Genomic DNA, 22,933 nt, shown 5'->3' on the forward strand with positions numbered 1-22,933 from the left:
AGGATATGACCATGAATTCGCGATTGATGAGCTTTGGAACGATGAACGCCGGCTGGCTGCGCACCATCCTGATGGCCCTGTGCCTGCTGTGCGCCCTGCCGGTGCGCGCCGAATGCACCGCTACCGGCGCCTGCATCACGGCCGGCCCGCGCCTGGCCAGCGTCGATACCGGCAAGAGCGCCCTGCTCGGCCCCCTGCTCGGTGGCCTGCTGGGCACCGGCGTGTCGCTCAATGTGCTCGACTGGAACGCGCTGGCCGGCGGCGACCTGAACCTCCTGAACTTCCTGAAGGTCCTGCAGACCCAGCTGAGCCTGTCCAATCCGACCCAGGTGCTGAACGCCAACCTCACCCTGGCCCAGATTGCCACCGCGCTGTCGGTCCAGGCCCAGGCCGAAGCCAAGCCGCAGCTGGCGGCCGCGCTCTCGGGCCTCGCCTCGCAGCTGAACAACGCCGGCCTCACGGTGCGCCTCGGCGACCTGCTCAAGCTGAACGTCGATACCGGCAACCTCGGCACGACCACCGTGAATGCGCTCGACATGTTCACCGGCCTGGTCCAGCTGTACAACCGGCGCAATGTGCTGCAAACGCCGGTGCCGGTCGGCATCTCGGGCGGCCTGCTGGGCGCCCTCGGCGTGGTCAACAGCCTGCAGCTGTACGCCCAGGTGATCGAACCGCCCACGTATGTGTGCGGCCCGACGGGCTCGAGCTTCTATTCGGCGGCAGTGCGCATCAAGCTCAAGCTCGACCTGGTCAGCCTGGCCCCGGTCACCAAGACCCTGGTCGGCAGCGGCCTGCTGCAGGCGGCCTCGCTCGGCATCGGCCAGCTCGATGTGTATGCCGACGTGGCGCGCGGCCAGGGCAGCCTGGCGGCGGTGAATGCCGCCACCAAGGCCGTCACCCTGCAGGTGGCGCCGGGCGTGGCCGACCTGTATATCGGCAAGATCGCGGACAATGTGTTCTTCAACCGCAGCAGGACCATCCAGGATGCAGACGTCGACTTCGGCACCATCGGCGCCCTGCAGGCCACCCTGGCGCTGGGCCTGGCTTCGGTGAACATCCCGCTGGAAGTCAAGAGCATCGTGCGCGCCCAGGCGCCGTTCTCCACCAGCGTGACGATGAGCGGCAACTTCCCCCAGACCCGCACCGTCAGCAGCAGCACCCTGTTCGTGACCAATGCCGCCAATAGCCTGGTCACCAACCTCAAGTTCCGCGACATGCCGGGCCTGGGCCTGCTGCAGGGCGTGGTGCAACCGCTCGTCGTGACCCTGGTGACCCAGGTCGTCAGTCCGCTGCTGGCGCCAATACTCTCCGGCGTGGCCGACCCGCTGCTCAAGCTGCTGGGCATCGGCCTGGGCGAGATGGTGGTTACCGTCGAAGGCATCTGCCAGGCCTGCGACGATTTCAAGCTGACCAAGGCGGCCGACCGCGCCGCCGCCCTGCCCGGCAGCACCATCGTGTATACGATCACGTTCCAGAACAGCGGCACCACGACGCTCAACAACCTGAAGGTCAGCGACCCGACCCCCGCCTATACTACCTACGTGGACAGTAACTGCGGCCCGATGCCCGCCGGCCTGGCCTGTACGGTGTCGAGCAAACCTGCGGTCGGTTCCAGCGGCAAGGTCGAATGGGGCGTGACCGGGACGCTGGCGCCGGGCGCGACTGGCAGCGTCACCGTCTCGGTCAAGGTTCAATAGTGCAGCATGGTCACACACCGCAAGTTACAATATAGAAACGTATTATCGAGTTTCACTATCGCAAATTGTGAGAATTTGATAGATTGCTGACTTGCCCATGCGTATTTGTTGCGTATGCTGGCTCTTAACCACATGCACACCAGATATCCATGAAATCGCACAGCAGTCCACCGCCGGCGCAGCCAGACCCCGCGTCCTCCGAAGTTTGCTCGACCAAGGAAGCCGCCAGCCTGCTCGGCGTCTCGCACCGCACGGTGCAACTGTGGGTCGAGGGCGGCGTGCTGCAGGCATGGAAAACCGCCGGCGGCCACCGCCGCATCCTGCTCACCTCGGTGCACCGGCTGGTGGCGCAGCGCAACCAGGCGGTGGCTGGCGGCCACGGCGCGGCCACGGCCGCCGCCGAGCAGCCGGCGCCCGCGACCGGGCGCCGCATCGTGATGGCCGACGACGACGCCACGCTGCTGCGGCTGTACGAGCTGGAAATCTCGGGCTGGGGCCTGGATGCCGAACTGATCAAAGCGCGCGACGGGTTCGATGCCCTGATCCGGATCGGCGAGGCCAGGCCCGATCTGTTGATCAGCGACTTGAACATGCCGGGCATGGATGGTTTCCGCATGGTACGAACGCTGCGCGCCGACCCGCGTTATGGCAAGATGGCGATTATCGTGATCAGTGGCCTGGACCGGGCCACGATCGGCTCGATGGGACTGCCGGACGACATCCCGGTATTCTCCAAGCCGGTCCGTTTCCCCGAACTGCGCGTCAAGGTCGAGCAGCTCCTCGGCGCCGGCGAGCAGGCGATGGAGAGCTAACAGGAAGAACACTATGCGCACCGAGCCGGACACCATCGGCCGTACCGCCTTGCACTCCCCCCAGCCCGACGCCGCGCGCGTGCGGGCCCTGCACGAGCTGCAACTGCTCGACACCCCTCCAGAAGAACGCTTCGACCGCATTACCCGCCTGGCATGCCGCCTGCTCGGCGTGCCGATCTCGCTGCTCGCCCTGGTCGACACCGACCGCCAGTGGTTCAAGTCGCGGGTCGGCATCGAGCTGCGCGAAACGGCGCGCGCCACCTCGTTCTGCACCCACACCATCGAGCATCCGGGCGGCCTGGTGATCGAGGATGTGCGGCGCGATCCGCGCTTCGCCGCCAATCCCTTCGTGCTGGGCGAACCGCGGGTGCGCTTCTATGCCGGCATCCCGCTGGCCGCCCCCGACGGCAGCCGGGTCGGCGCCCTGTGCGTGATCGACCGCGAAGTGCGCCATTTCGACGCCGACCAGATGGCGACCCTGCAAGACCTGGCCGCGATCGCCGGCGACGAGCTGCGCGCGCGTCCGGCCGGCCGGCCCGCCCCCGAAGGCTGGGAAAAGGCGCTGGTGGCCCACCTGCCCGACGGCATCCTGATGCTCAACGTCCATGGCGAGATCGTCGCCGCCAATCCTGCGGCCGAACGGATCTTCGGCGCCAGCGGCGCCATGCTGGCCGGCCGGCCGATGAGCGAGCTGCTCGGCGAGGACGTCCTGATGCGGCGCCGCGCCGGCGCCGCGCTCGAGGGCCGCACCTACCAGGCGATGGCGCGGCGCCTCGACGGCTCGCACTTCCCGGTCGAGTTCTCGTACTGCCGCATGGCCTGGGCCGCCCGCCCCAAGTTCGCCGTCACCATGCGCGACATTACCCAGCGCCGCGACCAGGAAGAACGGGCGCGCGCCACCGACGCGCGCCGGCGCCATCACTTCGCCACCGCCACCCATGAATTGCGCACCCCGATGTCGAGCGTGCTGGGCTTTTCCGAATTGCTGCTCAAGCGCGACTTCGATCCCGCCACGCAGCGCGAACTGCTTGAAATCATCCACCGCGAGTCGGCTCGCCTGGTCGACCTGGTCAACCAGTTGCTCGACCTGTCGCGCATCGAGGCCGGCGGCGCCGCCGACCTCAAGCTCGCAGCGGTGGCACTGCCCGACCTGGTGGCGCACACCCTGGCCGGGCTGGAGGGACTGGGCCAGTCGCACCGGGTGCGCACCGAGCTCGCCGCCGACCTGCCGCCGCTGGCGGCCGACCGCCAGAAGATCCAGCAGGCCCTGACCAATATCGTCAGCAACAGCATCAAGTATTCGGCCCCCGACACCCCGATCGTGATCGAGGCCTGGATGTCGCAGTTCGAGGGACGGCCCATGACTGCGATCCGGGTGCGCGACCAGGGCATCGGCATGACGCCCCAGCAGCAGGCCCAGGTGTTCGATGCCTTCTACCGCGTCGACCGGGCGTCGACCGTGCCGGGCAGCGGCCTGGGCATGACCATCCTGAAAGAGATCGTCGACCTGCACGGTGGCCGGATCGCCATCGATTCGGCCCTCGGCGCCGGCACCGAAGTCACACTTTACCTGCCGCCCGCGGTCCCCGACGACGGCCCGGCCTGAGCCGTAAATTTGCTCACTACTGAGTGTTTGTACCGCGCGCACCACAAATTCTCTCCGATTCTATCCTTGCTCAGCGGTAATTTCATTGCTCAATTGATTGGCCTTGACAGCAAAATGTGAAACAGTAAAATCGGTAAATATGAAAACCGTCGATCGCTCCCCTGCCGAGGCCCGCCGCGCGGACCGCTCCGCCTTCTGCACCACCCGCGAGGCCGCCGATCGGATCGGGGTATCGCACCGCACGGTGCAGATGTGGGTCGAGAACGGCAGCCTGCAGGCCTGGAAGACGGCTGGCGGGCACCGCCGCATCGCCGTCGAATCGGTCGAGCGCCTGCTCGACGGACGCCGCACGGCACTGGCGGGTACGCCCGCCGCGCCACGGACGGCGCGCCCGATCGTTCCCGCCGCGGCGCCGTCCGTGCCCCCGTCGGCTTGCGCGCGCAGCGTCCTGATCGTCGACGACGATCCCTCCCTGCTGCGCCTGTACGAACTGGAGATTGCGAGCTGGGGCCTGGACCTGGCGGTGCGCAAGGCCGGCAACGGCATCGAGGCGCTGCTGCGCATCGGCGAAGCGCGGCCCGACATCCTGGTGAGCGACCTGCACATGCCGGGCCTGGACGGCTTCGGCATGATCCGTACGCTGCGCGGCAACCCGGCCACCGCCAGCCTGCCGCTGGTGGTGGTGAGCGGCATGGACAAGCCGACCGTGCTGGCGCTCGGCCTGCCCGAGGATGTCCCGCTGCTGACCAAGCCGGCGCCGCTTGCCGCCCTGCGCGCCGCGGTTACCGCGCGCCTGGCGGCCGCCTCCTGATCCGACACCCGATCCGACTTCTCCACCGACCCGATGATCATGACCGAGACGCTCCACGCCCCCGCCCCCCTGCCCGCCAACGAGGCGCGCCGCCTGCAGGTGCTGATCGACCTGGACCTGCTGGACTCCCCGCCCGACGAGCGCTTCGACCGCATCACGCGGCTGGCCGCGCGCCTGTTCGACGTGCCGACCGCGCTGGTCAGCCTGGTCGACGCCGACCGTCAGTGGTTCAAATCGCGCGTCGGCATGGCGCTGGACCAGACTCCGCGCTCGGCTTCGTTCTGCGCCCACGCCATCCTGCAGGACGACGTGATGGTGGTGGCCGACGCCTGTCAGGACCCGCGCTTCGCGCACAGCCCGCTGGTCCAGGGCTCGGACGGCATCCGCTTCTACGCCGGCTCGCCGATCGAGGCCGGCGACGGCCAGCGCATCGGCACCCTGTGCATCATCGACAAGGTGCCGCGCGAATTCGGCGCCGATGAGCGCACCCTGCTGCGCGACCTGGCAGGCATCGTCGCCAACGAAGTCGCGGCCCTCGAACTGAAGGCGGCGGCCGAGCGCGAACGGCGCGCCGCGCAGGCGCTCAAGGCCCTGCTTGAACACCTGCCGGACGGCGTGCTGCTGTTCGACCACGACGGCAAGGTCGCTTCCTGCAACCCGGCCGCCGAGCGCATGTTCGGCGCGCCCTGCCAGGCGCTGGCCGGCCGGCCGGCGGAAGCCCTGCTCGGCATGCGGCCGGCGCCGGTGACGCGCCACGAAGGCAATGCGCGGCGCGCCGATGGCGGCAGCTTCGCGGCCGAGGTCTCGATCGCCGAGATGACGCTCGACGGCCAGGTCCAGCTGGTGGCCACGGTGCGCGACGTCGCCTGGCATCGCGTCGAGCAGGAACGGGTGCGCGCCGCCAACCAGCGCCGCCACGATTACTTCCGCACAGCCAGCCATGAGCTGCGCACGCCGATGGCCAGCATCCTGGGCTTTTCGGAACTGCTGCTCAAGCGCGAATTCGACGCCGCCACCGGGCGCGAGCTGATCGATATCATTCATCGCCAGGCCACGCGCCTGATCGGGCTGGTCAACCAGATGCTCGACCTGGCGCGCATCGACTCCGGCGGCTCGGCCCAGATGCACCCGGCGCCGCTCGACCTGGCCGAGCTGGCGGCCAGGGTCAGGGACGCAATCGACGACCCGGCCCAGGCCGGCCGCATCGTGCTGAAGCCGGCCGTCGGCCCTGCCCCGGTGCTGGCCGATCCGCTGCGCGCGCAACAGGCGCTGGCCAATATCGTGGCCAATGCGCTGGCCTATTCCGCCCCCGGCAGCCCGGTCACGCTCGACATCGCGGCCGCCGAACGCGGCGGCCGGCCAGGCGCCGCCGTGACGGTCGGCGACCGCGGGGTTGGCATGACCCCGGAACAGCGGCGCCAGGTGTACGACGCGTTCTGGCGCGCCGGCGCCCTGCCCGACGTGCCGGGCAACGGCCTGGGCATGACCATCGTGCGCGAGATCGTGGCGGTCCATTGCGGCGAGATCGAGATCGTCTCGCAGCCGGGAGATGGCACCCAGGTGACGCTGTGGCTGCCGCAAGACAGCCCGGCAGCCGCCGAGGAGTGCCGGTGACGCGCCATATCCTGGTGGTCGACGACCAGCCCGACCTGCGCCTGCTGATCCGGCTCACCCTGCGCGCGCTGGGCGAGGTGGCGCAGGCCGCCAGCGCCGAGGCCGCGCTGGCGCAGCTGGCCACTGGCAAGCCCGACCTGCTGATCCTGGACGTGTGGCTGGGTGAAGGCATCAGCGGGCTGGAACTTTGCCGCAAGCTGAAGGACGATCCGGCCATGGCCGGGATGAAGATCATGCTGCTGTCGGCCTGCGGCCAGCAGAGCGACATCGCCACCGGCCTGGCGGCCGGGGCCGACCACTACATGGTCAAGCCGTTCAGCCCGGAGGCCTTGATGGAGGCCGCGGCTGGCCTGCTGGAGAGCTGAGCCCGGCCTTGCGGTATGATCGTCGCTCCACCTGTCACGGAGACGACCCATGGGCACGCAAGGCAACCACCATCAGATCGACAATATCGAATTCAATGTCGCCGACATCGCGCGCAGCAAGGCCTTCTATGGCCAGGTGTTCGGCTGGACCTTCGTCGACTACGGCCCCGGCTACACCGAATTCCGCGACGGTCGGCTCGCCGGCGGCTTCACCACCGACGGCCCGGTGCGCGCCGGCGGCCCGCTGGTGATCCTGTACTCAAGCGACCTCGAAGCGACCCTGGGCAAGGTGACCGCCGCCGGCGCCGTCATCAGCAAGGACACCTTCGAATTCCCGGGCGGGCGCCGCTTCCATTTCATCGATCCCGACGGCTACGAGCTGGCGGTGTGGACGGCCGTTACCGACGCTTGAACGGCGTCAGGCCGCCGCCACGCGGCCGCTTCCGGCCAGCGGCAGATCGACATGGAAGCAGGTGCCGCCCCCCGCGCGGTCTTCGAACCACAGTTCCCCGCCGTGCTCGACCAGGATCTGGCGGCTGATCGCCAGGCCCAGTCCCGAGCTGGTCTTGCGGTCCGCGCCGGAATTCGCCTGGGCGAAGCGCTGGAAGATGCGGGCGCGGAAGGCGGCCGGAATCCCCGGGCCGCGGTCGGCGACCGTGATCCGCAGGCCGCGTCCCGCCTGCGCCAGGGTCACGTCGATCGCGCTCTCCGGCGGCGCGAACTTGAGGGCGTTCGACAGCAGGTTCAGCAGGACCTGGGTGATGCGGTCGCGGTCGACCTCGGCCCGTGCCGCGGCCGCCCCCGCGACGCAGTCGCTACACAAGTCGACGCGGGCATCGTGGGCCTGGACCCGCATCGCGCCCAGCGCGTCGTCCACGATCGGCGCCAGGGGCTGGGGCTTGGGATGGGCGGTCAGGCGTCCCGATTCGATCTTTTCCACGTCCAGCATATCGCTTACCAGGCGCACCAGGCGTTCGCAGTGGCGGTGCGCGATCTCGACCAGTTCCTCCACCTCGCCATCGATCGGCCCGGCCGCGCCGCTCTTGAGCAGCGACAGCGACGCGCGCATCGAGGTCAGCGGAGTGCGCAGTTCATGCGAAACGGTGGCCACCAGCTCGTTCTTCATCTGGTCCACGCGCTTTCTCAGCGAGATATCGTGCAGGAAGATGCTGAAGAAGCTGCGCTCGCCGATGCCCGCGATCCCGGCCGTCATCTCGATCGCGAACTCCTCTCCCTGGCGCGTGCGCACGATGCGTTCCACGCGCCGGTTCAGGGCATTGGTATGGCCGGTGGTGCGGAACTCGACGACCGCGCGCCGCAGCGAGTCGTGGTAGCGCTGCGGCAGCACCAGGTCGGCCAGCGGCCGCCCGATCGCCTCGTGGCGGCGCCAGCCGAACATGCGCTCGGCCTGGGTGTTCCAGTCGGTGACCATGCCGTCCAGGTCCATGCCGATGAAGGCGTCGTGGGCGGTCTCGATGATGGTGTTGATGTGCTGGGCGTTCTGCTGGACGATGGCCAGTGCGCTGGCCAGTTCCTGGGTGCGGTCCGCCACCCGCTGTTCCAGCGTGCGGTTCAGTTCTTCCAGCTCGCGCCGGCGCCGCACCAGGTCGGCCAGCAGGGTGTTGAGGGCGCTGGACAGGCTGCGCACCTCGTCGTATGACCGCTCGTCCGGCACCAGCGGCGCGGCCGCACCGTGCCGGATGCGGTCGGCGTGGGCCTGCAGGCTCTTGATCGGATGGGTGATCCAGTTGGCCACCAGTGCGCCGGCGATCGAGAACAGCACCGCCAGGCCGACGCCGGTCCATAGCGCGTACTGGCCCAGCCGCTGCACCGGCGCATAGGCATTGCCCGCTTCCTGGCGCAGCAGCACGGTCCAGCCCAGGCCGGGATAGTCGGCGTGGCCGCGGGTCTGGCTATAGCCCACCAGGTAGTCGCGGCCATCGGCCCAGCGCTCCAGCACATAGCCGACCCCGCGCTTGCCGTGCGCCGCGCGCAGGCTGGCGGTATCGATGGTGGTGCCCTGCAGTTCGGGCGGCCCGAGCAGCACCAGGCCCTGGGTATCGACGATCAGGGCGTCCACCCGGCGCCCTTCCTGGATCGGCTCGATCACCGAGCGCTCGACGTCCTGCGCCCACTGCCACGACAGGTGGGCGCCCAGCACCGCGCGCGGACGCCCGTCCGGCGCCCCGATCGGGAAGGCGACGTCGACGAAGCGCTGCGGTTCGCCATCCACCCGCGGCAGCAGCTTGGCCAGCAGCAGCGCCTCGTGCACGTCGCCGATATGGGTGCCGGCCAGGGCGTTCCTGAACCACGGCCGCGCGCCGACGTTGGCGCCTTCGAGCAGGCCGCGCGCCGCCACCCGCACCTTGCCATCCACGGTGGCGATGCCCAGCCAGCTGTAGTAGCCGTAGCTGCGATGGGCGTCGTCGAGCATGCGGCGCTGCGATTCGAGCGTCGAGTGCGGCCCCAGATCGGCGATGCGGCGCGCCAGCAGGTTGATCTCGCGGTAGCGCTCGTACATGCCGCGGTCGAGCTTGTCGGCGGCCTGCTGGGCCAGTTCGCCCAGGCCGAAGCCGATGCTTTCGCGCACGTGGTCGCGCGCCTGGTTCTGCACCAGGGCGACCAGGATGATCGTGAGGACGCCGCACAGGATCGAGGTGGCGAGCGCCATGTAACCGGCCAGGCCTCGGGGAAGCAGGATGCGGGGAATATTCCGAACAGTTGGCATGCGGTTCGACAGCAATTTGTATGGAATCTGTAACTGTCCGATTTTACGTGAATAGTTGCCCTACGAGAACGCGAAAATACTACTGTTCAATAACTATCGTGGCCTGTCGGCCACACTGGCGCCCCCCGGTTTTCATTCTGGCTAGCAAATAAATACAAGGCGCGCAAGCGACTCTGGTTTATACTGCAACCGCTTTTCGTCGCTATCCGCTGGCGACCGTTTTTTACCCCTTGCCCGACCACTTACCTTCAGACTGATCCGAACCGTGCGCCGCCCCTTGTCCCTGCTGCTGATGCTGTTCCTGCTGCTCACGCAGCAGGCGACGCTGTCGCACGCGGTCGGCCACCTGGCGCCGGCGGCGATCGCCGCTGCGGCGCAAGAGGCAAGCGGCGGCGACACCGAGTTCGCGGATCACGACTGCGAGCTGTGCGTCGCGGCGGCCCAGTTCGCGGCAGCCCTGCCGGCATCGGTCCACGGCCTGGCGCCGGCCACCGCTCCTGCAAGCGTTCCGGCCCTTGGCGCCACGCACACCTTCCAGGCGGCGCCCGCGCTCGCCTTCCACTCGCGCGCTCCCCCACGCGCCTGATCCGTCGCTGCACCTGAAGTCCGCCTGGCGTCGCAACGACACGCCGGCGCGTCCTTTCACTCCGGCCTGACGTGCTGCCGGCGCAGCTGCGCCTGCCGTGCAATGCCGGCCATGCACCGGATATTCACATTATGACGAGCTGCATCCGTCCGCACGCCGCAAGCGGCCGTGCGGGCCTGCGCGCGCCCATCTGATTCGCAACGCCGTTGCCTAACCCGCGGCGTGATTCACGTCCCCCTGACGGGTGGACGGGGCCGCCGCATGCCTTAAGGAAGTCACCATGAAGAAGTCTCAACGCACATCCCTGCTGGGCGTCTGCCTCGGCCTCATGCCCGCCCTGTCGCTGGCCGCCGGGCCCGCGCCCAGCCCCGAGCCCGACAGCACCGTCGTCGTCACGGCCCGCCGCGACGAGGCCGCCCCGCTGGCGGCCACCCCGGTCCAGACGCTGGGGGGCCAGGAACTCGTCCGGCGCCGCATGGGCACGCTGGGCGAGACCCTGGCCGGCCTGCCGGGCGTCCACCTCGACAATTTCGGCGCCGGCGCCGCCCGGCCGGTGATCCGCGGCCAGACCCTGCCGCGCATCGAGGTGCTGAGCGATGGCGCGACACTGTTCGACGTGTCGTCGGTGTCGCCCGACCATGGCATCGCCACCGATCCGCTGCTGCTCGACGCGATCGAAGTCGTGCGCGGGCCGGCCGCCGTGCGCTTCGGCGGCAACGCGACGGGCGGCGCGATCAATTTGATCGACAGCAAGGTGCCGAAACTGGTGCCGGAACGTGGGGTCACCGGCGCCACCGAAGTGCGCTACGGCAGCGGCGATCGGGAGAAGACGGTCGTCGGCCGCGTTACCGCAGGCAGCGGCAACTTCGCCCTGCATGCGGAAGGCGCCAGGCGCAATGCCGGCGAATACGACGTGCCGTCCGCCTTCGGCACTGACCGGCTGCGCGACTCCTTCGCCGACAGCGAGAGCTATAGCGTGGGCGGTTCGTGGATCACGAAGAAGGGATATATCGGAGCAGCCTATACGCGGGTGCGCAACGAATACGGCCTTCCCGGACACAGCCATGCGAATGGCGTCTGCCACTTGCACGGCTATTTCAATCCGGTGCGGGTCGACCTGCATTGCGTGGGCCATGGCAATTACCAGAATCCCCTCGACAATCCCGACTCGGACACCGCCTGGATCAACCTGCGCAGCGACCGCGTGGACGTTCGCGCGGACCATGCCGATCCCCTGCCCGGCTTTTCCAGCGTCAAGTTCCGTGCTTCCCACACGGACTACCAGCACGACGAGATCGACGGCCCCATCCTGTACAGCCGATACACCAACAAAGTCAAGGATGGCCGGCTCGAGCTGACCCACAAGCCCTTGTTCGGGTTTACCGGCACCGTGGGGCTGCAATACACCGACGGCACCTTCGGCGGCCTGAACCTGATCGACCTGCACGTGCCGTCAACCAATTTTTATGGGTTCGACGGGCATACGCATTACGTGACAGAAAACACCGGGCTGTTCCTCAGCGAGCGGCGTGCCTTCGGCGCCGTTGACGTCGAGCTCGCCGTGCGCAAGGACTGGCGCACGGTCAGCGTACCGATTCCGGGGCAGTTCTTCATCCGGGTGCCGGACGAATACATTCCCTCCTATGAACAGTCTTACGGCCCCAACTGGCGGCAAGAGATCGAGGATGGGTCGCGCCAGGGGCACCTCGAGCGCAATCCCGACCGCAAGCATCGTCCCCTTTCCACATCGGTCGGCGCCACCTGGAACCTCGGCAGCGGCTATTCGGCCGCCCTGTCCCTGGCGCGTACCGAGCGGGCGCCGAATATGCGCGAGCTGTTCGCATACGGCAACAACCTCGCCACCAACAGCTATGAAATGGGGCTGCTGGCCGACTGGAGTTTCATCGATCCCATCGTCGAGGCGGCTGGCATCATCCGCGGGGATGTCCTCGAGAAATCGAACGCGGTGAACCTGACTTTCCGCAAGGCCGGCGGCCCGTTCGAATTCGAGGTCGGCATATTCCACCAGGATGTCGACGACTATGTGTACACGCATGCGCTGGAAACCGAGACCCGCAATGGCGTGGCCCATCATTTCCTGCTCTACACCGCGGGAAAGGCGCGCTTCAACGGCATCGACGGCCAGGCCAGCTACCGCCTGACGCCGGCCTCGACGGTGACTGTGTTCGGCGACTATGTACACGCCGAACTCGCCGACGAGAAAGGCTATCTGCCGCGCATCCCGCCGGCGCGCCTCGGCGCCCGCTACCAGGGCGACTGGGGGCCGCTGTCGGCGGGGTTCGAGCTCTACCGCCAGTTCACGCAGGACCGGTTGGCGCCGCTCGAGACCCGCACCGATGGCTACACCATGCTCAACGCGACCCTGGCCTATCGCTTTCCCCACGGCGCCGCGCGCTGGACCGAGGTCTACCTCAGCGGCACCAATCTGACGGACGAGCTGGCGTATAGCCATGCGTCCTTCGTGAAAGCCCGGTCGCCGCTGCGCGGACGCAATATCGTGTTCGGACTGCGTCATCAGTTCTGACGGCCTTCGCGCGCGGCGAAGCCATGGGATCTTGAGGGGAGATACTCCCCCCTCCCGGACCAGGGGACGGCAATACTCCCCTGGGCCATCCTGTGCAAAGGTGAATGCTATTGCTCATCCGTAGCCCACTGCGAAGGAGAAACCTATCGCTCATCCGTTGTGGGGAATCGCTTGATCGACTATCGCTCATCCTTATCGCGCTTGATGATATTAACTAAAATTAATAATTCGCACACCCCCGTTTAAGCCGGCGACGGGCATCATCGAAGGTAGGGAAAAATACGCTCTCAACCTTGTCACCCGGATCCGCCACCATGCCCTCGAACATCCCCTTGCGCCAGCGCCAGCCGGCCGTTGGCGCTGCCCTGCTGGCCGCGCTGCTGCTGTCCGCCTGCGCCAAAGACCCGAAGCCCGCCGCGCCCACCGTTCCGGAGGTGGCCGTATTAACGATGAGCACGTCCAATGTCGCGCTGAACATCGCCCTGCCGGGACGCACCGCGCCCTTCCTGCTGGCCGAGGTGCGGGCGCGCGTCGACGGCATCGTGCAGGAGCGCCGGTTCAGGGAAGGGGCGGACGTGAAACAGGGCGAGCCGCTGTACCTGATCGATCCGGCGCCCTACCGCGCCGCACTGGCCAGCGCCGAGGCCGAGCTGCAGCGGGCCCAGGCCACGCTGGCCAGCAATGCCTCCCTGCTCAAGCGCAACCAGGTGCTGGTCAAGGAAAATGCGGTCAGCAAGCAGGAATTCGAGAACGCCGAAGCGGCGCAGCTGGAAGCCGCGGCCGACGTCGCCGCCGCCCGGGCCGCCGTCGAGACCGCCCGCATCAACCTCGGCTATACCAGCGTGACTGCGCCGATCACCGGCCGCAGCAGCGTCTCGGCCGTGACGCAAGGCGCCTACGTCCAGGGCAGCGCCGCCACCCTGATGACCACCATCCAGCAGATCGACCCGATGTACGTCGACCTGCAGCAGTCGAGCGTCGACGGCTTGGCCCTGCGGCGCGAACTCGCCGCCGGCCGGGTGCGCATGGATGGCGCGCATGCCGCCAAAGTGAGCCTGACGCTGGAAGACGGCAGCACCTATTCGCGCCAGGGCACGCTCGAGTTCTCCGGCGTGACGGTCGACCAGGCCACCGGCGCGGTCACCCTGCGCGCGCGCTTCCCGAATCCCGACAGGCTGCTGTTGCCCGGCATGTTCGTGCGCGCCAGCGTGAGCCAGGGCGTGCGCCAGGCCGTGATGCGGGTGCCGGCGCCGGCCGTCTCGCGCACGCCGCAGGGCACGGCCACCGTGATGGTGGTCGACCGCGAGAACAAGGCCCAGGTGCGCACGGTGCGCACCGGCGCCCTGGTCGACGGCTACTGGTTGATCGACGAGGGCCTGAAGGAAGGCGAGCGGGTGGTTGTGAGCGGCACCCAGAAGCTGCGGCCCGGCACCGTGGTCAGGATCGGCGCGCCGTCGGCGCCGGCCAGCCAGGCTCCCGCGACGCCGGCGCGCCAGGGATAGACGACGATGCCAAAGTTCTTCATCCAGCGCCCGATCTTCGCGATCGTCATCTCGCTGCTCATCATGCTGGCGGGCGGCATCGCCCTGTATAACATGCCGGTCGAGCAGTATCCGCCGGTGTCGCCGCCGTCGGTGCAGATCCAGGCCGACTTCCCCGGCGCCTCGGCCGAGACCATGCAGAACACCGTGATCCAGGTGATCGAGCAGCAGCTGACGGCAATCGACAACCTGCTGTACATGGATTCCTCGAGCGACGATTCGGGCCGCTCGACCACCACCCTGACCTTCGCCGCCGGCACCGATCCCGACATCGCCCAGGTGCAGGTGCAGAACCAGCTGCAGGCGGCGGTGCCGCGCCTGCCCGCCGAGGTGCAACAGACCGGCCTGCGGGTGACCAAGTCGACCAGCGACTTCCTGATGGTGGCCGCCTTCGTGTCGGACGACGACAGCATGACCAAGTTCGACATCGCCAACTACGTGTCGTCGAACATCCAGGATCCGCTCAGCCGCATCTCGGGCGTGGGCAGCATGAACGTGTTCGGCACCCAGTACGCAATGCGGATCTGGCTCGACCCGATCAAGCTGACCGCCTATGCGCTGACGCCGCTCGACGTCAGCAATGCGATCCGGGCCCAGAACGTGCAGGTCTCGGGCGGCCAACTGGGCGGCACACCCGCGGTGCAGGGCCAGTCGGTCAACGCCACCATCACCCAGGCCACGCTGCTGCGCACGCCCGAGGAATTCCAGCGCATCCTGGTCAAGGTCCAGCCGGACGGTTCGAGCGTGCGCGTGGGCGACGTGGCGCGGGTCGCCCTGGGATCGGAGAACTACCACGTCGACGTGCGCTACAACGGCAAGCCGGCGTCTGGCCTGGGCATCCAGCTGGCGCCGGGCGCCAACGCGCTCGACACCGCCGTCGCGGTGCGCGCCCGCCTGACCGAGCTGGGCGAATTCTTCCCGCCGGGCCTGCGCACCGTGTACCCGAACGACGTCACGCCCTTCATCGAGCAATCGATCAGCGGTGTGGTGCACACCCTGATCGAGGGCATCGTGCTGGTGTTCCTGGTCATGTACCTGTTCCTGCAGAACTTCCGCGCCACCCTGATCCCGTCGATCACGGTGCCGGTGGTGCTGCTGGGGACCTTCGGCATCATGTCGGCGCTCGGCTTCACCGTCAATACGCTGTCGATGTTCGGCCTGGTGCTGTCGATCGGCCTGCTGGTGGACGATGCCATCGTGGTGGTCGAGAACGTCGAGCGCGTGATGCACGAAGACGGCCTGGAGCCGAAGGAAGCGACCGTCAAGGCCATGGGCCAGATCACCAGCGCCCTGATCGGCGTGGCGCTGGTGCTGTCGGCGGTGTTCGTCCCGGTGGCCTTCTCGAGCGGCACGGTGGGCGCGATCTACCGCGAATTCTCGCTCACGGTGGTGGCCTCGATGCTGCTGTCGGCCTTCATCGCGCTGACCCTGACGCCGGCGCTGTGCGCCACCATGCTCAAGCCGGTCGACCCCGGCCACCATGAAAAGAAGGGCTTCTTCGGCTGGTTCAACCGCGGTTTCGAGAAGAACCGCGACCGCTACCTGGGCGGCGTGACCCGCATCCTGGGCCGGCGCACGCTGTGGATGGTGGTCTACCTGGCCATGATCGGCATTGTCGCGGCCCTGTTCCTGCGCCTGCCTGGCGGCTTCCTGCCCAAGGAAGACCAGGGCTACATGATCGTGCAGGTCCAGACCTCGGCCGGCACCACCCAGGAAGTCACCGGCCATGTGCTCGACGAGATCAGCAACTACCTGCTGAACGACGAGAAGGCGATGGTCGAGGCGACCATGATCATCAACGGCGCGGCCCAGGGCCAGCGCGGCCAGAACGTGGGCCGCATGTTCGTGCGCTTGCGCAACTGGGACGAGCGCAAGGACGACGCGCTGCACGTGTCGGCGCTGAGCAACCGCATCGCCGCGCGCTACAAGGACCTGCAGAACGCCACGGTGGTGCCGATCGAGCCGCCGTCGATCCGCGGCCTGGGCTCGGCCACCGGTTTCACGATGCAGCTGCAGGACCGCGGCGGCCTGGGACGCGAGGCGCTGGCCGAAGCGCGCGAGCAGCTCCTGGCGCTGGCGGCGAAAGAACCGGCGCTGACCCGGGTGCGCTTCACGGGCCAGTCCGACAATCCGACCTACAAGATCGACATCGACCGCGAGAAGGCGGCCGCGCTGGGGGTCGACCTGACCCTGGTCGACCAGACCTTCTCGAGCGCCTGGGGCTCGCGCTACATCAACAACTTCCTCGACATGGACAACCGCATCAAGCGCGTGTATATCCAGGCCGACGCCCAGTTCAGGATGAATCCGGACGACATCAAGCTGCTCCACGTGCGCAATGCGCAGGGCGACATGGTGCCGTTCTCGAGCTTCGCCAGCGCGCGCTGGTCGTGGGGATCGCCGTCGATGCAGCGCTATAACGGCATCACCTCGGCCGAGATCGTGGGCCAGCCGAGCCCCGGCCACAGCACCGGCGAGGCGATGGCCATCATGACCCGGCTGGCGGCCCAGCTGCCGCAGGGGATCGGCTTCGAATGGAGCGGCATCTCGCTGCAGGAATCGCAGGCCGGAGCCCAGGCGCCGCTGCTGTATGCGCTGTCGATCCTGGTCGTGTTCCTGTGCCTGGCCGCGCTGTACGAAAGCTGGGCGATCCCGATCTCGGTGATCATGGTGGTGCCGATCGGGGTGCTGGGCGCGCTGGGCGCGGCCACCGCCTTCGGCATGGAAAACGACGTGTTCTTCCAGGTCGGCCTGTTGACCACCATCGGCCTGTCGGCCAAGAACGCGATCCTGATCGCCGAGTTCGCGCGCGAGCTGCAGATGCAGGGCCTGGGGCTGGTCGAGGCGGTGATGGAAGCGTCCAAGGTGCGACTGCGGCCGATCATCATGACCTCGATGGCCTTCATCCTGGGCGTGCTGCCGCTGGCGATTTCCAGCGGGGCCGGTTCGGGCAGCCAGAACGCGCTGGGCATCGGCGTCATCGGCGGGATGCTGACGGCGACCTTCCTGGCGACCTTCATGATCCCGCTGTTCTACGTGATCGTCGCCGGCCGCGCCAAGGCGCCGGTGGCGGACCGGGCGCAAGCGGATACAATGCCGGCTTCCCACTGAGACCGCCGTGAAACTGCTACTCGTCGAAGACAATGAACGCGTGGCCCGCTTCGTCAGGAAGGGGCTGACCGAGGCCGGCCATACGGTCGACCACGCCGACAATGGCCGCGACGGCATGTACCATGCCGTCAGCGAGCCCTATGATGCGATCGTCATGGACCGCATGCTGCCGGGCGGGATCGACGGCTTGGGCATCGTCGAAGCCCTGCGCCAGCAGGGCAACCGGGTGCCGATCCTGATCCTCTCGGCGCTGGACGGCGTGGACGACCGCATTCGCGGCCTGCGCGCCGGCGGCGACGACTATCTGACCAAGCCGTTCGCCTTCGGCGAGTTGCTGGCGCGGCTCGACGCCCTGCTGCGCCGCTCGCAGAGCCAGGCTGTGGAGACCGTGATGACGCTGGGCGACCTCTCGGTCGACATGCTGTCGCACCGCGTCACGCGCGCCGGCAAGCCGGTGGCGCTGCAGCCGCGCGAATTCAAGCTGCTCACCTATCTGCTGCGCCATGCCAACCAGGTGGTGACGCGCACCATGCTGCTCGAGAGCGTGTGGGACTACCACTTCGACCCGCAGACCAACGTCATCGACGTCCACATCAGCAAGCTGCGCCAGAAGATCGACGCCGGCTTCGCCACGCCGCTGCTGCGCACGGTGCGCAATGCCGGCTACATGCTGACCGACCAGCCATGAGGCATTCTTGAACCTGCGCCTGCCCGGGTTTTCCGCGCGCACCATCGCGATCGGCTACGCCGTCGTCAGCCTGCTGGTACTGGCCATGTTCGCCGGTCCGCTGTGGTTCGCCTGGCACAAGAACATCGGCGAGGTGCGCACCCAGCTACTCAAGTCCGATGCGCGCCACCTGAGCAACCTGTTCGAGCGCCAGGGCCCGCCGGCGCTGGCGGCGGCGATCGATAGCCAGGTCCATGGCGTCAACGATGGCGTGCGCAAGATCATGCTGCTGGTCGCCCCCGACGGCGCCAAGCTGGCCGGCAACCTGCCGGAGTGGCCCGAGGGCGTGCCGGAACGCGATGGCCTGTGCCAGGTGACGATCCGGGTCGACGACAAGCCGCGCAACGTGGAACTGGTGCGGGTGACGCTGGAAGACGGCTATATGCTTCTGGTGGCCAGCAACCTGGACCGCTTCCAGCAGCTCGAGCGCCTGTTCGCCTATGGCCTGCTGGGCTGCGCGCTGGCGGTGCTGGTGGGCGCGGCGCTGGGTGGGGTGTTGATCCGGCGCGCGCTGCTGGGGCGGGTGCAGCGCATCAGCCAGACCACGGCCTCGATCATCGAGGGCAAGCTGTCGCACCGCCTGGTCGAGCCGTGCGACGGCGACGAGCTGCAGCAGCTGACGCGCACCGTGAACCGCATGCTGGACCAGATCGAGCACCTGGTGACCGGGGTGCAGGACGTGTCGAACGCGATCGCGCACGACCTGCGCACGCCCCTGTCCGAACTGCGCGCGCGGCTCGAGGAGCTGTCGGTGGCGCGTCCCGCGGGCGAAGAGACCTTCGCCGAGATCGACGCCGCGATCGACGACGTCGACCGCGTGATGGGCATCTTCAATGCGCTGCTGCGCCTCGCCGAGATCGACAGCGGCAGCCGGCGCGGGGGCTTCGTCGAGGTCGACCTTGCGGCGCTGGGCGCCGAGGTGACCGAATTCTACGGCCCGGTGGCCGAGCTGAAGGACATCGACCTGGGCTTCGACGCCCCGGAAGACTTGCGGGTCGTGGGCGACCCCGTGCTGCTGGCCCAGGCGCTGGGCAATATGGCCGACAACGCCCTCAAGTTCGCCCCGGTGCGGGGCACGATCGCGATCACCGCGCGCCGCCTGGACGCCGACACGGTGGCGGTGGTGGTGGCCGACAATGGCCCCGGCATCCCGGAGCACGAGCGCACGCGCGTCATCGAGCGCTTCTACCGGGTCGACGCCAGCCGCGGCACGCCGGGCGTGGGCCTGGGCCTGAGCGTGGTCTCGGCCGTGGCGCGCCTGCATGGCGGCGCGCTGACCCTGGAAGACAACCACCCAGGCCTGCGCGCCACCCTGCGCCTGCAGGCCAATCCGGCGGCGCAGGCGCGCTGAGCGCCCGGCCTCATTTGCCGGCGTTGGGCGCGGGCACCGGCCCGGCGCGCTCCATGATCGCCTCGATCGAGCCGCGCGCATCCTTCATCGCCTGCGGCACGTCGACGCCGAGCAGGCGCCCGCCGCGCTTGCGGACGACGCCGTCGACGATCACGGTATCGACATTGGCCGGCGTGGCCGAATAGACGACCAGGGCATAGGGATCGTCCTCGCTGGAGAGGGCCATATTGAGCGCGCCCGGATCGACCAGGATCAGGTCGGCGCGCTTGCCGGGCGTGATCGAACCAATCTGGTCGTCCATGCCGATCGAGCGCGCGGCCTCGATGGTGGCCAGTTCGAGGATGCGGCGCGGCGCGACCGCCGTCTCGGCCTTCCTGGCGCCGGACTCGGTAAGCGCCAGCAGGCGCATATTGGCGAACAGGTCGGCGCTGCCGGCCAGCGCGGTGCCGTCGATGCCCAGGCCGAGGCGGCCCACGTCCTGATAGTCGCTCAGCACGGTGAGACCATAGCCGACCCGCTGCTCGGTGACAGGCGTGAGCGACAGCGCGCTGCCGGCCGCGCGGAACGCGGCCAGTTCGCCAGGCGTGGCGCCAGTGGCATGCACGATCTGCACATCCTTGCCGAGCAGTCCGCTCGCGACCAGCGCGCCATTGCGCTTGCCGCCCGAGTGCACCGACACCGGCAAGCCGAGCGCACGCGCCGCCGCAACCTCGCGCCGCCCGTTCTCCAGCAGGGCTGGCGCCCCCTCACCCACCCCACGCCAGCCAAATCCCAGCGTCACCATCCCCTGCCGCATGCGTCCCGCCACGGCTGCCAGGTGCTCGAGATCGACGCTCTCATGCCCCGGCAAGTCGTCATGCGCCCCATACAACAACCGCGCCCGGATCCCGCTACGCCGCAGCGCCCGTTCCGCCGCATCGAGATGCGCCGGGCTGCGCAGATTATGGAAAAAGTCGACAGTGGTCGTCACCCCCGACGCGAGCGTCTCGAGCGCCCCGAAATAGGTACCAACTTCAATATCGCGCGCCGTATAGTGCCGCCCCAAATGCTTCTTGAGCACAAAATAATCGGTCCGCGCCGTATTGCGAAACTGCCCGCGCGCCGCGCTGAGCCACAGATGATTATGGGTATCGACCAGCCCCGGCATCAAGATCATGCCAGCCGCATCGATCCGCTCCACCCCCGCCGCCTCGAGCCCCCGCCCGACCTCGACGATCCGCCCCTCCCGCACCAGCACATCCGCCCCCCGCCGATCGCCAACTTGGGGATCGAAACTCAGCACATGCGCATTCTGGATCAACAACGCCCCCGCCAGCGTCAACTGCGACCACCCCATCAATACCGCCACCACAAAACCGCACCAAAGCATCCGCATGGCAATTCCCCTATCCCGAATAACCATGCCATTCTACAATCGACTCCCCCTACCCGACGCCACGCACCCACCCATCAATTAGGGTCAGAGTAAAATTGTTTGACAACTTCAGTAAATCAATTACGAATTAAATCTACTCCGACCCTAATTCTTGGGTAATAGCTTGGGATTACCATAGGGTCGGAGTCGAATTAACTGACAACTTGGAAAATTGCTCGATAAATCGACTCTGACCCTCATGGATGAAACCTGATTTTCAGGCCAAATAGTTTCAGCTATAAAACCAAATGAAGCCGGGAATGTGTTTCAATACCCGCAGTGCCAGACTGGCCCAAAAACAAAGAGGGTCAGAGTGAGATGCACCGGAATGGTGGACAGGATTAACGTCACCGCCGCATGGCTGGCCGCAGCCGCGGCGGCAGCGCGCGCCGGCGAGGCGCCGACTGGCGCGGCGGCGGGCGGCGCTACCGGTGCTTCGGCCCCACCCTGTCCGGGGCGAAAGGCCAGCATGCGCAGCAGGGTCATGGTGAAGCCGGCGTATTCGTCCGGCGCCAGCCCGATCTCGTTGCGGCCGTGGACGGCGATCTGGTAGTACAGCTGTACTTCTTGCGGCTCGAAGACGCCGGCCAGGCGCATGATATCGGCCAGCTCGGGCAAGTCTTGCGGCACGGCGCCGGGCACCGACTGCGCCAGCGCGATCCGGTGCAGCAGAGTGCCCAGGTCTTGCAGTGCGCCGTTATAGGACAGGCTGCGGCTGGCCATCTCGTCGGCCACCGCCATCAGGTCGGCGCCGTCCTGCGCCGCCAGCGCATCGAGCAGGCGCACCAGGTAAGACTGGTCGAGCGCGCCGAGCATGCCCTGCACCGCGTCGAGCGTGACCTGGCCGGCCGCATAGGCGATCGCCTGGTCGGTGAGCGACAGCGCATCGCGCATCGAGCCGTGGGCGCCTTGCGCCAGCAGGCGCAGGGCCGGCTGCTCGAAGGTCACGCCCTCTTGCCCCAGGATGTTCTCGAGATGGCCGACGATATGGCCCGGCGGCATCTGCTTGAGGTTGAACTGGAGGCAGCGCGACAGCACCGTGACGGGAATCTTTTGCGGGTCGGTCGTCGCCAGGATGAACTTGACGTGCGGCGGCGGTTCTTCGAGCGTCTTGAGCATCGCGTTGAACGCGTGGTTGGTGAGCATGTGCACCTCGTCGATCATATAGACCTTGAAGCGCGCATTGCTCGGCGCATAGACCGCCTGTTCCAGCAGCTGGGCCATCTCGTCCACGCCGCGGTTGGACGCCGCGTCCATCTCGATATAGTCGACGAAGCGGCCGGCATCGATCGCGCGACAGGCTTCGCACTGGCCGCACGGCTCGGCCGTGATCCCGCCCTGCCCGTCCGGGCCGGTGCAATTGAGCGACTTGGCCAGGATGCGCGACAGGGTGGTCTTGCCGACCCCGCGCGTGCCCGTGAACAGATAGGCGTGGTGCAAGCGCTCCGTGCGCAAGGCATGGCTCAGCGCACGGACGACGTGCTCCTGGCCGACCAGCGTTTCGAAGTTCTTGGGACGGTATTTGCGGGCGAGGACTTGATAGGACATGCCACGATTTTACCGCAGATGAGAGGCGCCGCGAACAAAACGGGGGCATGCACTTGGGCAAACGGCATGGGCAACGTCTGCGATGGACGCGGCTACGCCAGGACCGAACAACGAGAAGAAGGGAGTAACTACAGGGGGGAGAGATAAGAGGCGAGCCTGATCTGCGGCACTTGCGGTGAACGGCTTTGGCTGCTTCGTTCCCGACCTGACCAGGTAAACCATGCCACAATGCGCAGGGGCCCGCCAGCGCTCATTATACCTTAGGGTAAAGCGTTTAGGGAAATGGGCCATCGTCTCCCCAAGCAGCCCGCCAGAACCATTCCGACGCTAGCACCAGCACGTCGTTACCTCCACTGGAGGTAACGACTACCCGCGGAGGCGGGTACCTGAGTTCTTCGCTCAGCCAGCTCGATCAAACGTAGCGTCAGCGCAAGGAAAATCGGGTTCCCGCCTGCGCGGGAACGACGTGCCAAGGGA

15 protein-coding genes, 1 other RNA gene and 1 pseudogene are annotated in these 22,933 nt (G+C 67.6%); 13 read left to right on the plus strand and 4 right to left on the minus strand.

Features of this window, described 5'->3' with window-relative positions; genetic code table 11:
- Positions 1 to 11: 11 nt before the first annotated feature.
- The 7 genes from Q9246_RS12845 (at position 12) to Q9246_RS12875 (ending at position 7,317) form a co-directional block, all read left to right on the plus strand.
- Positions 12 to 1,697: a hypothetical protein gene (locus Q9246_RS12845; protein ID WP_306397933.1), complete on the plus strand. Its 1,686-nt coding sequence runs from the start codon at positions 12 to 14 to the stop codon at positions 1,695 to 1,697.
- A 149-nt stretch (positions 1,698 to 1,846) separates the two neighbouring features.
- Positions 1,847 to 2,509: a response regulator gene (locus tag Q9246_RS12850; protein ID WP_306397934.1), complete on the plus strand. Its 663-nt coding sequence runs from the start codon at positions 1,847 to 1,849 to the stop codon at positions 2,507 to 2,509.
- Positions 2,510 to 2,522: 13 nt separating this feature from the next.
- Positions 2,523 to 4,115, plus strand: a complete 1,593-nt coding sequence (locus Q9246_RS12855; RefSeq protein ID WP_306397935.1) for a sensor histidine kinase — start codon at positions 2,523 to 2,525, stop codon at positions 4,113 to 4,115.
- A gap of 139 nt (positions 4,116 to 4,254) precedes the next feature.
- Positions 4,255 to 4,926 carry a response regulator gene (locus tag Q9246_RS12860; RefSeq protein WP_306397936.1) on the plus strand — a complete coding sequence of 224 codons (672 nt, stop codon included), beginning with the start codon at positions 4,255 to 4,257 and terminating at the stop codon, positions 4,924 to 4,926.
- Between the two features lie 39 nt (positions 4,927 to 4,965).
- Positions 4,966 to 6,540 carry a sensor histidine kinase gene (locus tag Q9246_RS12865; RefSeq protein WP_306397937.1) on the plus strand — a complete coding sequence of 525 codons (1,575 nt, stop codon included), beginning with the start codon at positions 4,966 to 4,968 and terminating at the stop codon, positions 6,538 to 6,540.
- Positions 6,537 to 6,905 carry a response regulator transcription factor gene (locus Q9246_RS12870; protein ID WP_306397938.1) on the plus strand — a complete coding sequence of 123 codons (369 nt, stop codon included), beginning with the start codon at positions 6,537 to 6,539 and terminating at the stop codon, positions 6,903 to 6,905. Before Q9246_RS12865 ends, Q9246_RS12870 begins: the two co-directional genes overlap by 4 nt.
- A gap of 49 nt (positions 6,906 to 6,954) precedes the next feature.
- Positions 6,955 to 7,317 (plus strand): VOC family protein, encoded by a 363-nt coding sequence (locus Q9246_RS12875; protein WP_306397939.1) that lies wholly within the window; start codon positions 6,955 to 6,957, stop codon positions 7,315 to 7,317.
- 6 nt (positions 7,318 to 7,323) lie between these two features.
- On the opposite strand, the gene Q9246_RS12880 is transcribed toward Q9246_RS12875, so the two are convergent.
- A complete protein-coding gene (locus tag Q9246_RS12880; RefSeq protein ID WP_306397940.1) occupies positions 7,324 to 9,576 on the minus strand; it encodes a sensor histidine kinase in 2,253 nt (750 codons plus the stop codon).
- A gap of 322 nt (positions 9,577 to 9,898) precedes the next feature.
- Here Q9246_RS12880 and Q9246_RS12885 point away from each other — a divergent pair, with 322 nt between their 5' ends.
- The 6 genes from Q9246_RS12885 (at position 9,899) to Q9246_RS12910 (ending at position 19,494) form a co-directional block, all read left to right on the plus strand.
- Positions 9,899 to 10,219, plus strand: coding sequence for a hypothetical protein (locus tag Q9246_RS12885; protein ID WP_306397941.1), 321 nt, complete (start codon positions 9,899 to 9,901; stop codon positions 10,217 to 10,219).
- Between the two features lie 280 nt (positions 10,220 to 10,499).
- The gene (locus Q9246_RS12890; RefSeq protein ID WP_306397942.1) at positions 10,500 to 12,764 is read left to right on the plus strand and encodes a TonB-dependent receptor domain-containing protein; all 2,265 of its coding nucleotides are present in this window, start codon (positions 10,500 to 10,502) and stop codon (positions 12,762 to 12,764) included.
- 314 nt (positions 12,765 to 13,078) lie between these two features.
- Positions 13,079 to 14,266 carry an efflux RND transporter periplasmic adaptor subunit gene (locus Q9246_RS12895; RefSeq protein WP_306397943.1) on the plus strand — a complete coding sequence of 396 codons (1,188 nt, stop codon included), beginning with the start codon at positions 13,079 to 13,081 and terminating at the stop codon, positions 14,264 to 14,266.
- 6 nt (positions 14,267 to 14,272) lie between these two features.
- Positions 14,273 to 17,416 carry an efflux RND transporter permease subunit gene (locus Q9246_RS12900; protein ID WP_306397944.1) on the plus strand — a complete coding sequence of 1,048 codons (3,144 nt, stop codon included), beginning with the start codon at positions 14,273 to 14,275 and terminating at the stop codon, positions 17,414 to 17,416.
- A 7-nt stretch (positions 17,417 to 17,423) separates the two neighbouring features.
- On the plus strand, positions 17,424 to 18,104 hold the full coding sequence (locus Q9246_RS12905) for a response regulator transcription factor (protein ID WP_306397945.1): 681 nt from the start codon (positions 17,424 to 17,426) through the stop codon (positions 18,102 to 18,104).
- A 7-nt stretch (positions 18,105 to 18,111) separates the two neighbouring features.
- Positions 18,112 to 19,494: a sensor histidine kinase gene (locus Q9246_RS12910; protein ID WP_306397946.1), complete on the plus strand. Its 1,383-nt coding sequence runs from the start codon at positions 18,112 to 18,114 to the stop codon at positions 19,492 to 19,494.
- A gap of 10 nt (positions 19,495 to 19,504) precedes the next feature.
- On the opposite strand, the gene Q9246_RS12915 is transcribed toward Q9246_RS12910, so the two are convergent.
- The 3 genes and pseudogenes from Q9246_RS12915 to ffs all read right to left on the minus strand — a co-directional run bounded on the left by Q9246_RS12915 (position 19,505) and on the right by ffs (position 22,701).
- Positions 19,505 to 20,731: an amidohydrolase family protein gene (locus Q9246_RS12915; protein WP_306397947.1), complete on the minus strand. Its 1,227-nt coding sequence runs from the start codon at positions 20,729 to 20,731 to the stop codon at positions 19,505 to 19,507.
- Between the two features lie 522 nt (positions 20,732 to 21,253).
- Positions 21,254 to 22,456, minus strand: a pseudogene (dnaX, locus tag Q9246_RS12920) (DNA polymerase III subunit gamma/tau); the annotation flags it as partial.
- A 146-nt stretch (positions 22,457 to 22,602) separates the two neighbouring features.
- An RNA gene (gene ffs / locus Q9246_RS12925) (signal recognition particle sRNA small type) lies at positions 22,603 to 22,701 on the minus strand.
- Positions 22,702 to 22,933: the final 232 nt, after the last annotated feature.

Source organism: Telluria beijingensis, assembly GCF_030770395.1.
In the GTDB taxonomy this organism is placed as follows: domain Bacteria; phylum Pseudomonadota; class Gammaproteobacteria; order Burkholderiales; family Burkholderiaceae_D; genus Telluria; species Telluria beijingensis.

Bases quoted from the DNA above. Each gene is read 5' to 3' on its own strand.
- Q9246_RS12845 (WP_306397933.1), top strand. From the start codon at position 12: ATGAATTCGCGATTGATGAGCTTTGGAACGATGAACGCCGGCTGGCTG.
- Q9246_RS12850 (WP_306397934.1), top strand. From the start codon at position 1,847: ATGAAATCGCACAGCAGTCCACCGCCGGCGCAGCCAGACCCCGCGTCC.
- Q9246_RS12855 (WP_306397935.1), top strand. From the start codon at position 2,523: ATGCGCACCGAGCCGGACACCATCGGCCGTACCGCCTTGCACTCCCCC.
- Q9246_RS12860 (WP_306397936.1), top strand. From the start codon at position 4,255: ATGAAAACCGTCGATCGCTCCCCTGCCGAGGCCCGCCGCGCGGACCGC.
- Q9246_RS12865 (WP_306397937.1), top strand. From the start codon at position 4,966: ATGACCGAGACGCTCCACGCCCCCGCCCCCCTGCCCGCCAACGAGGCG.
- Q9246_RS12875 (WP_306397939.1), top strand. From the start codon at position 6,955: ATGGGCACGCAAGGCAACCACCATCAGATCGACAATATCGAATTCAAT.
- Q9246_RS12880 (WP_306397940.1), bottom strand. From the start codon at position 9,576: ATGGCGCTCGCCACCTCGATCCTGTGCGGCGTCCTCACGATCATCCTG.
- Q9246_RS12890 (WP_306397942.1), top strand. From the start codon at position 10,500: ATGAAGAAGTCTCAACGCACATCCCTGCTGGGCGTCTGCCTCGGCCTC.
- Q9246_RS12895 (WP_306397943.1), top strand. From the start codon at position 13,079: ATGCCCTCGAACATCCCCTTGCGCCAGCGCCAGCCGGCCGTTGGCGCT.
- Q9246_RS12900 (WP_306397944.1), top strand. From the start codon at position 14,273: ATGCCAAAGTTCTTCATCCAGCGCCCGATCTTCGCGATCGTCATCTCG.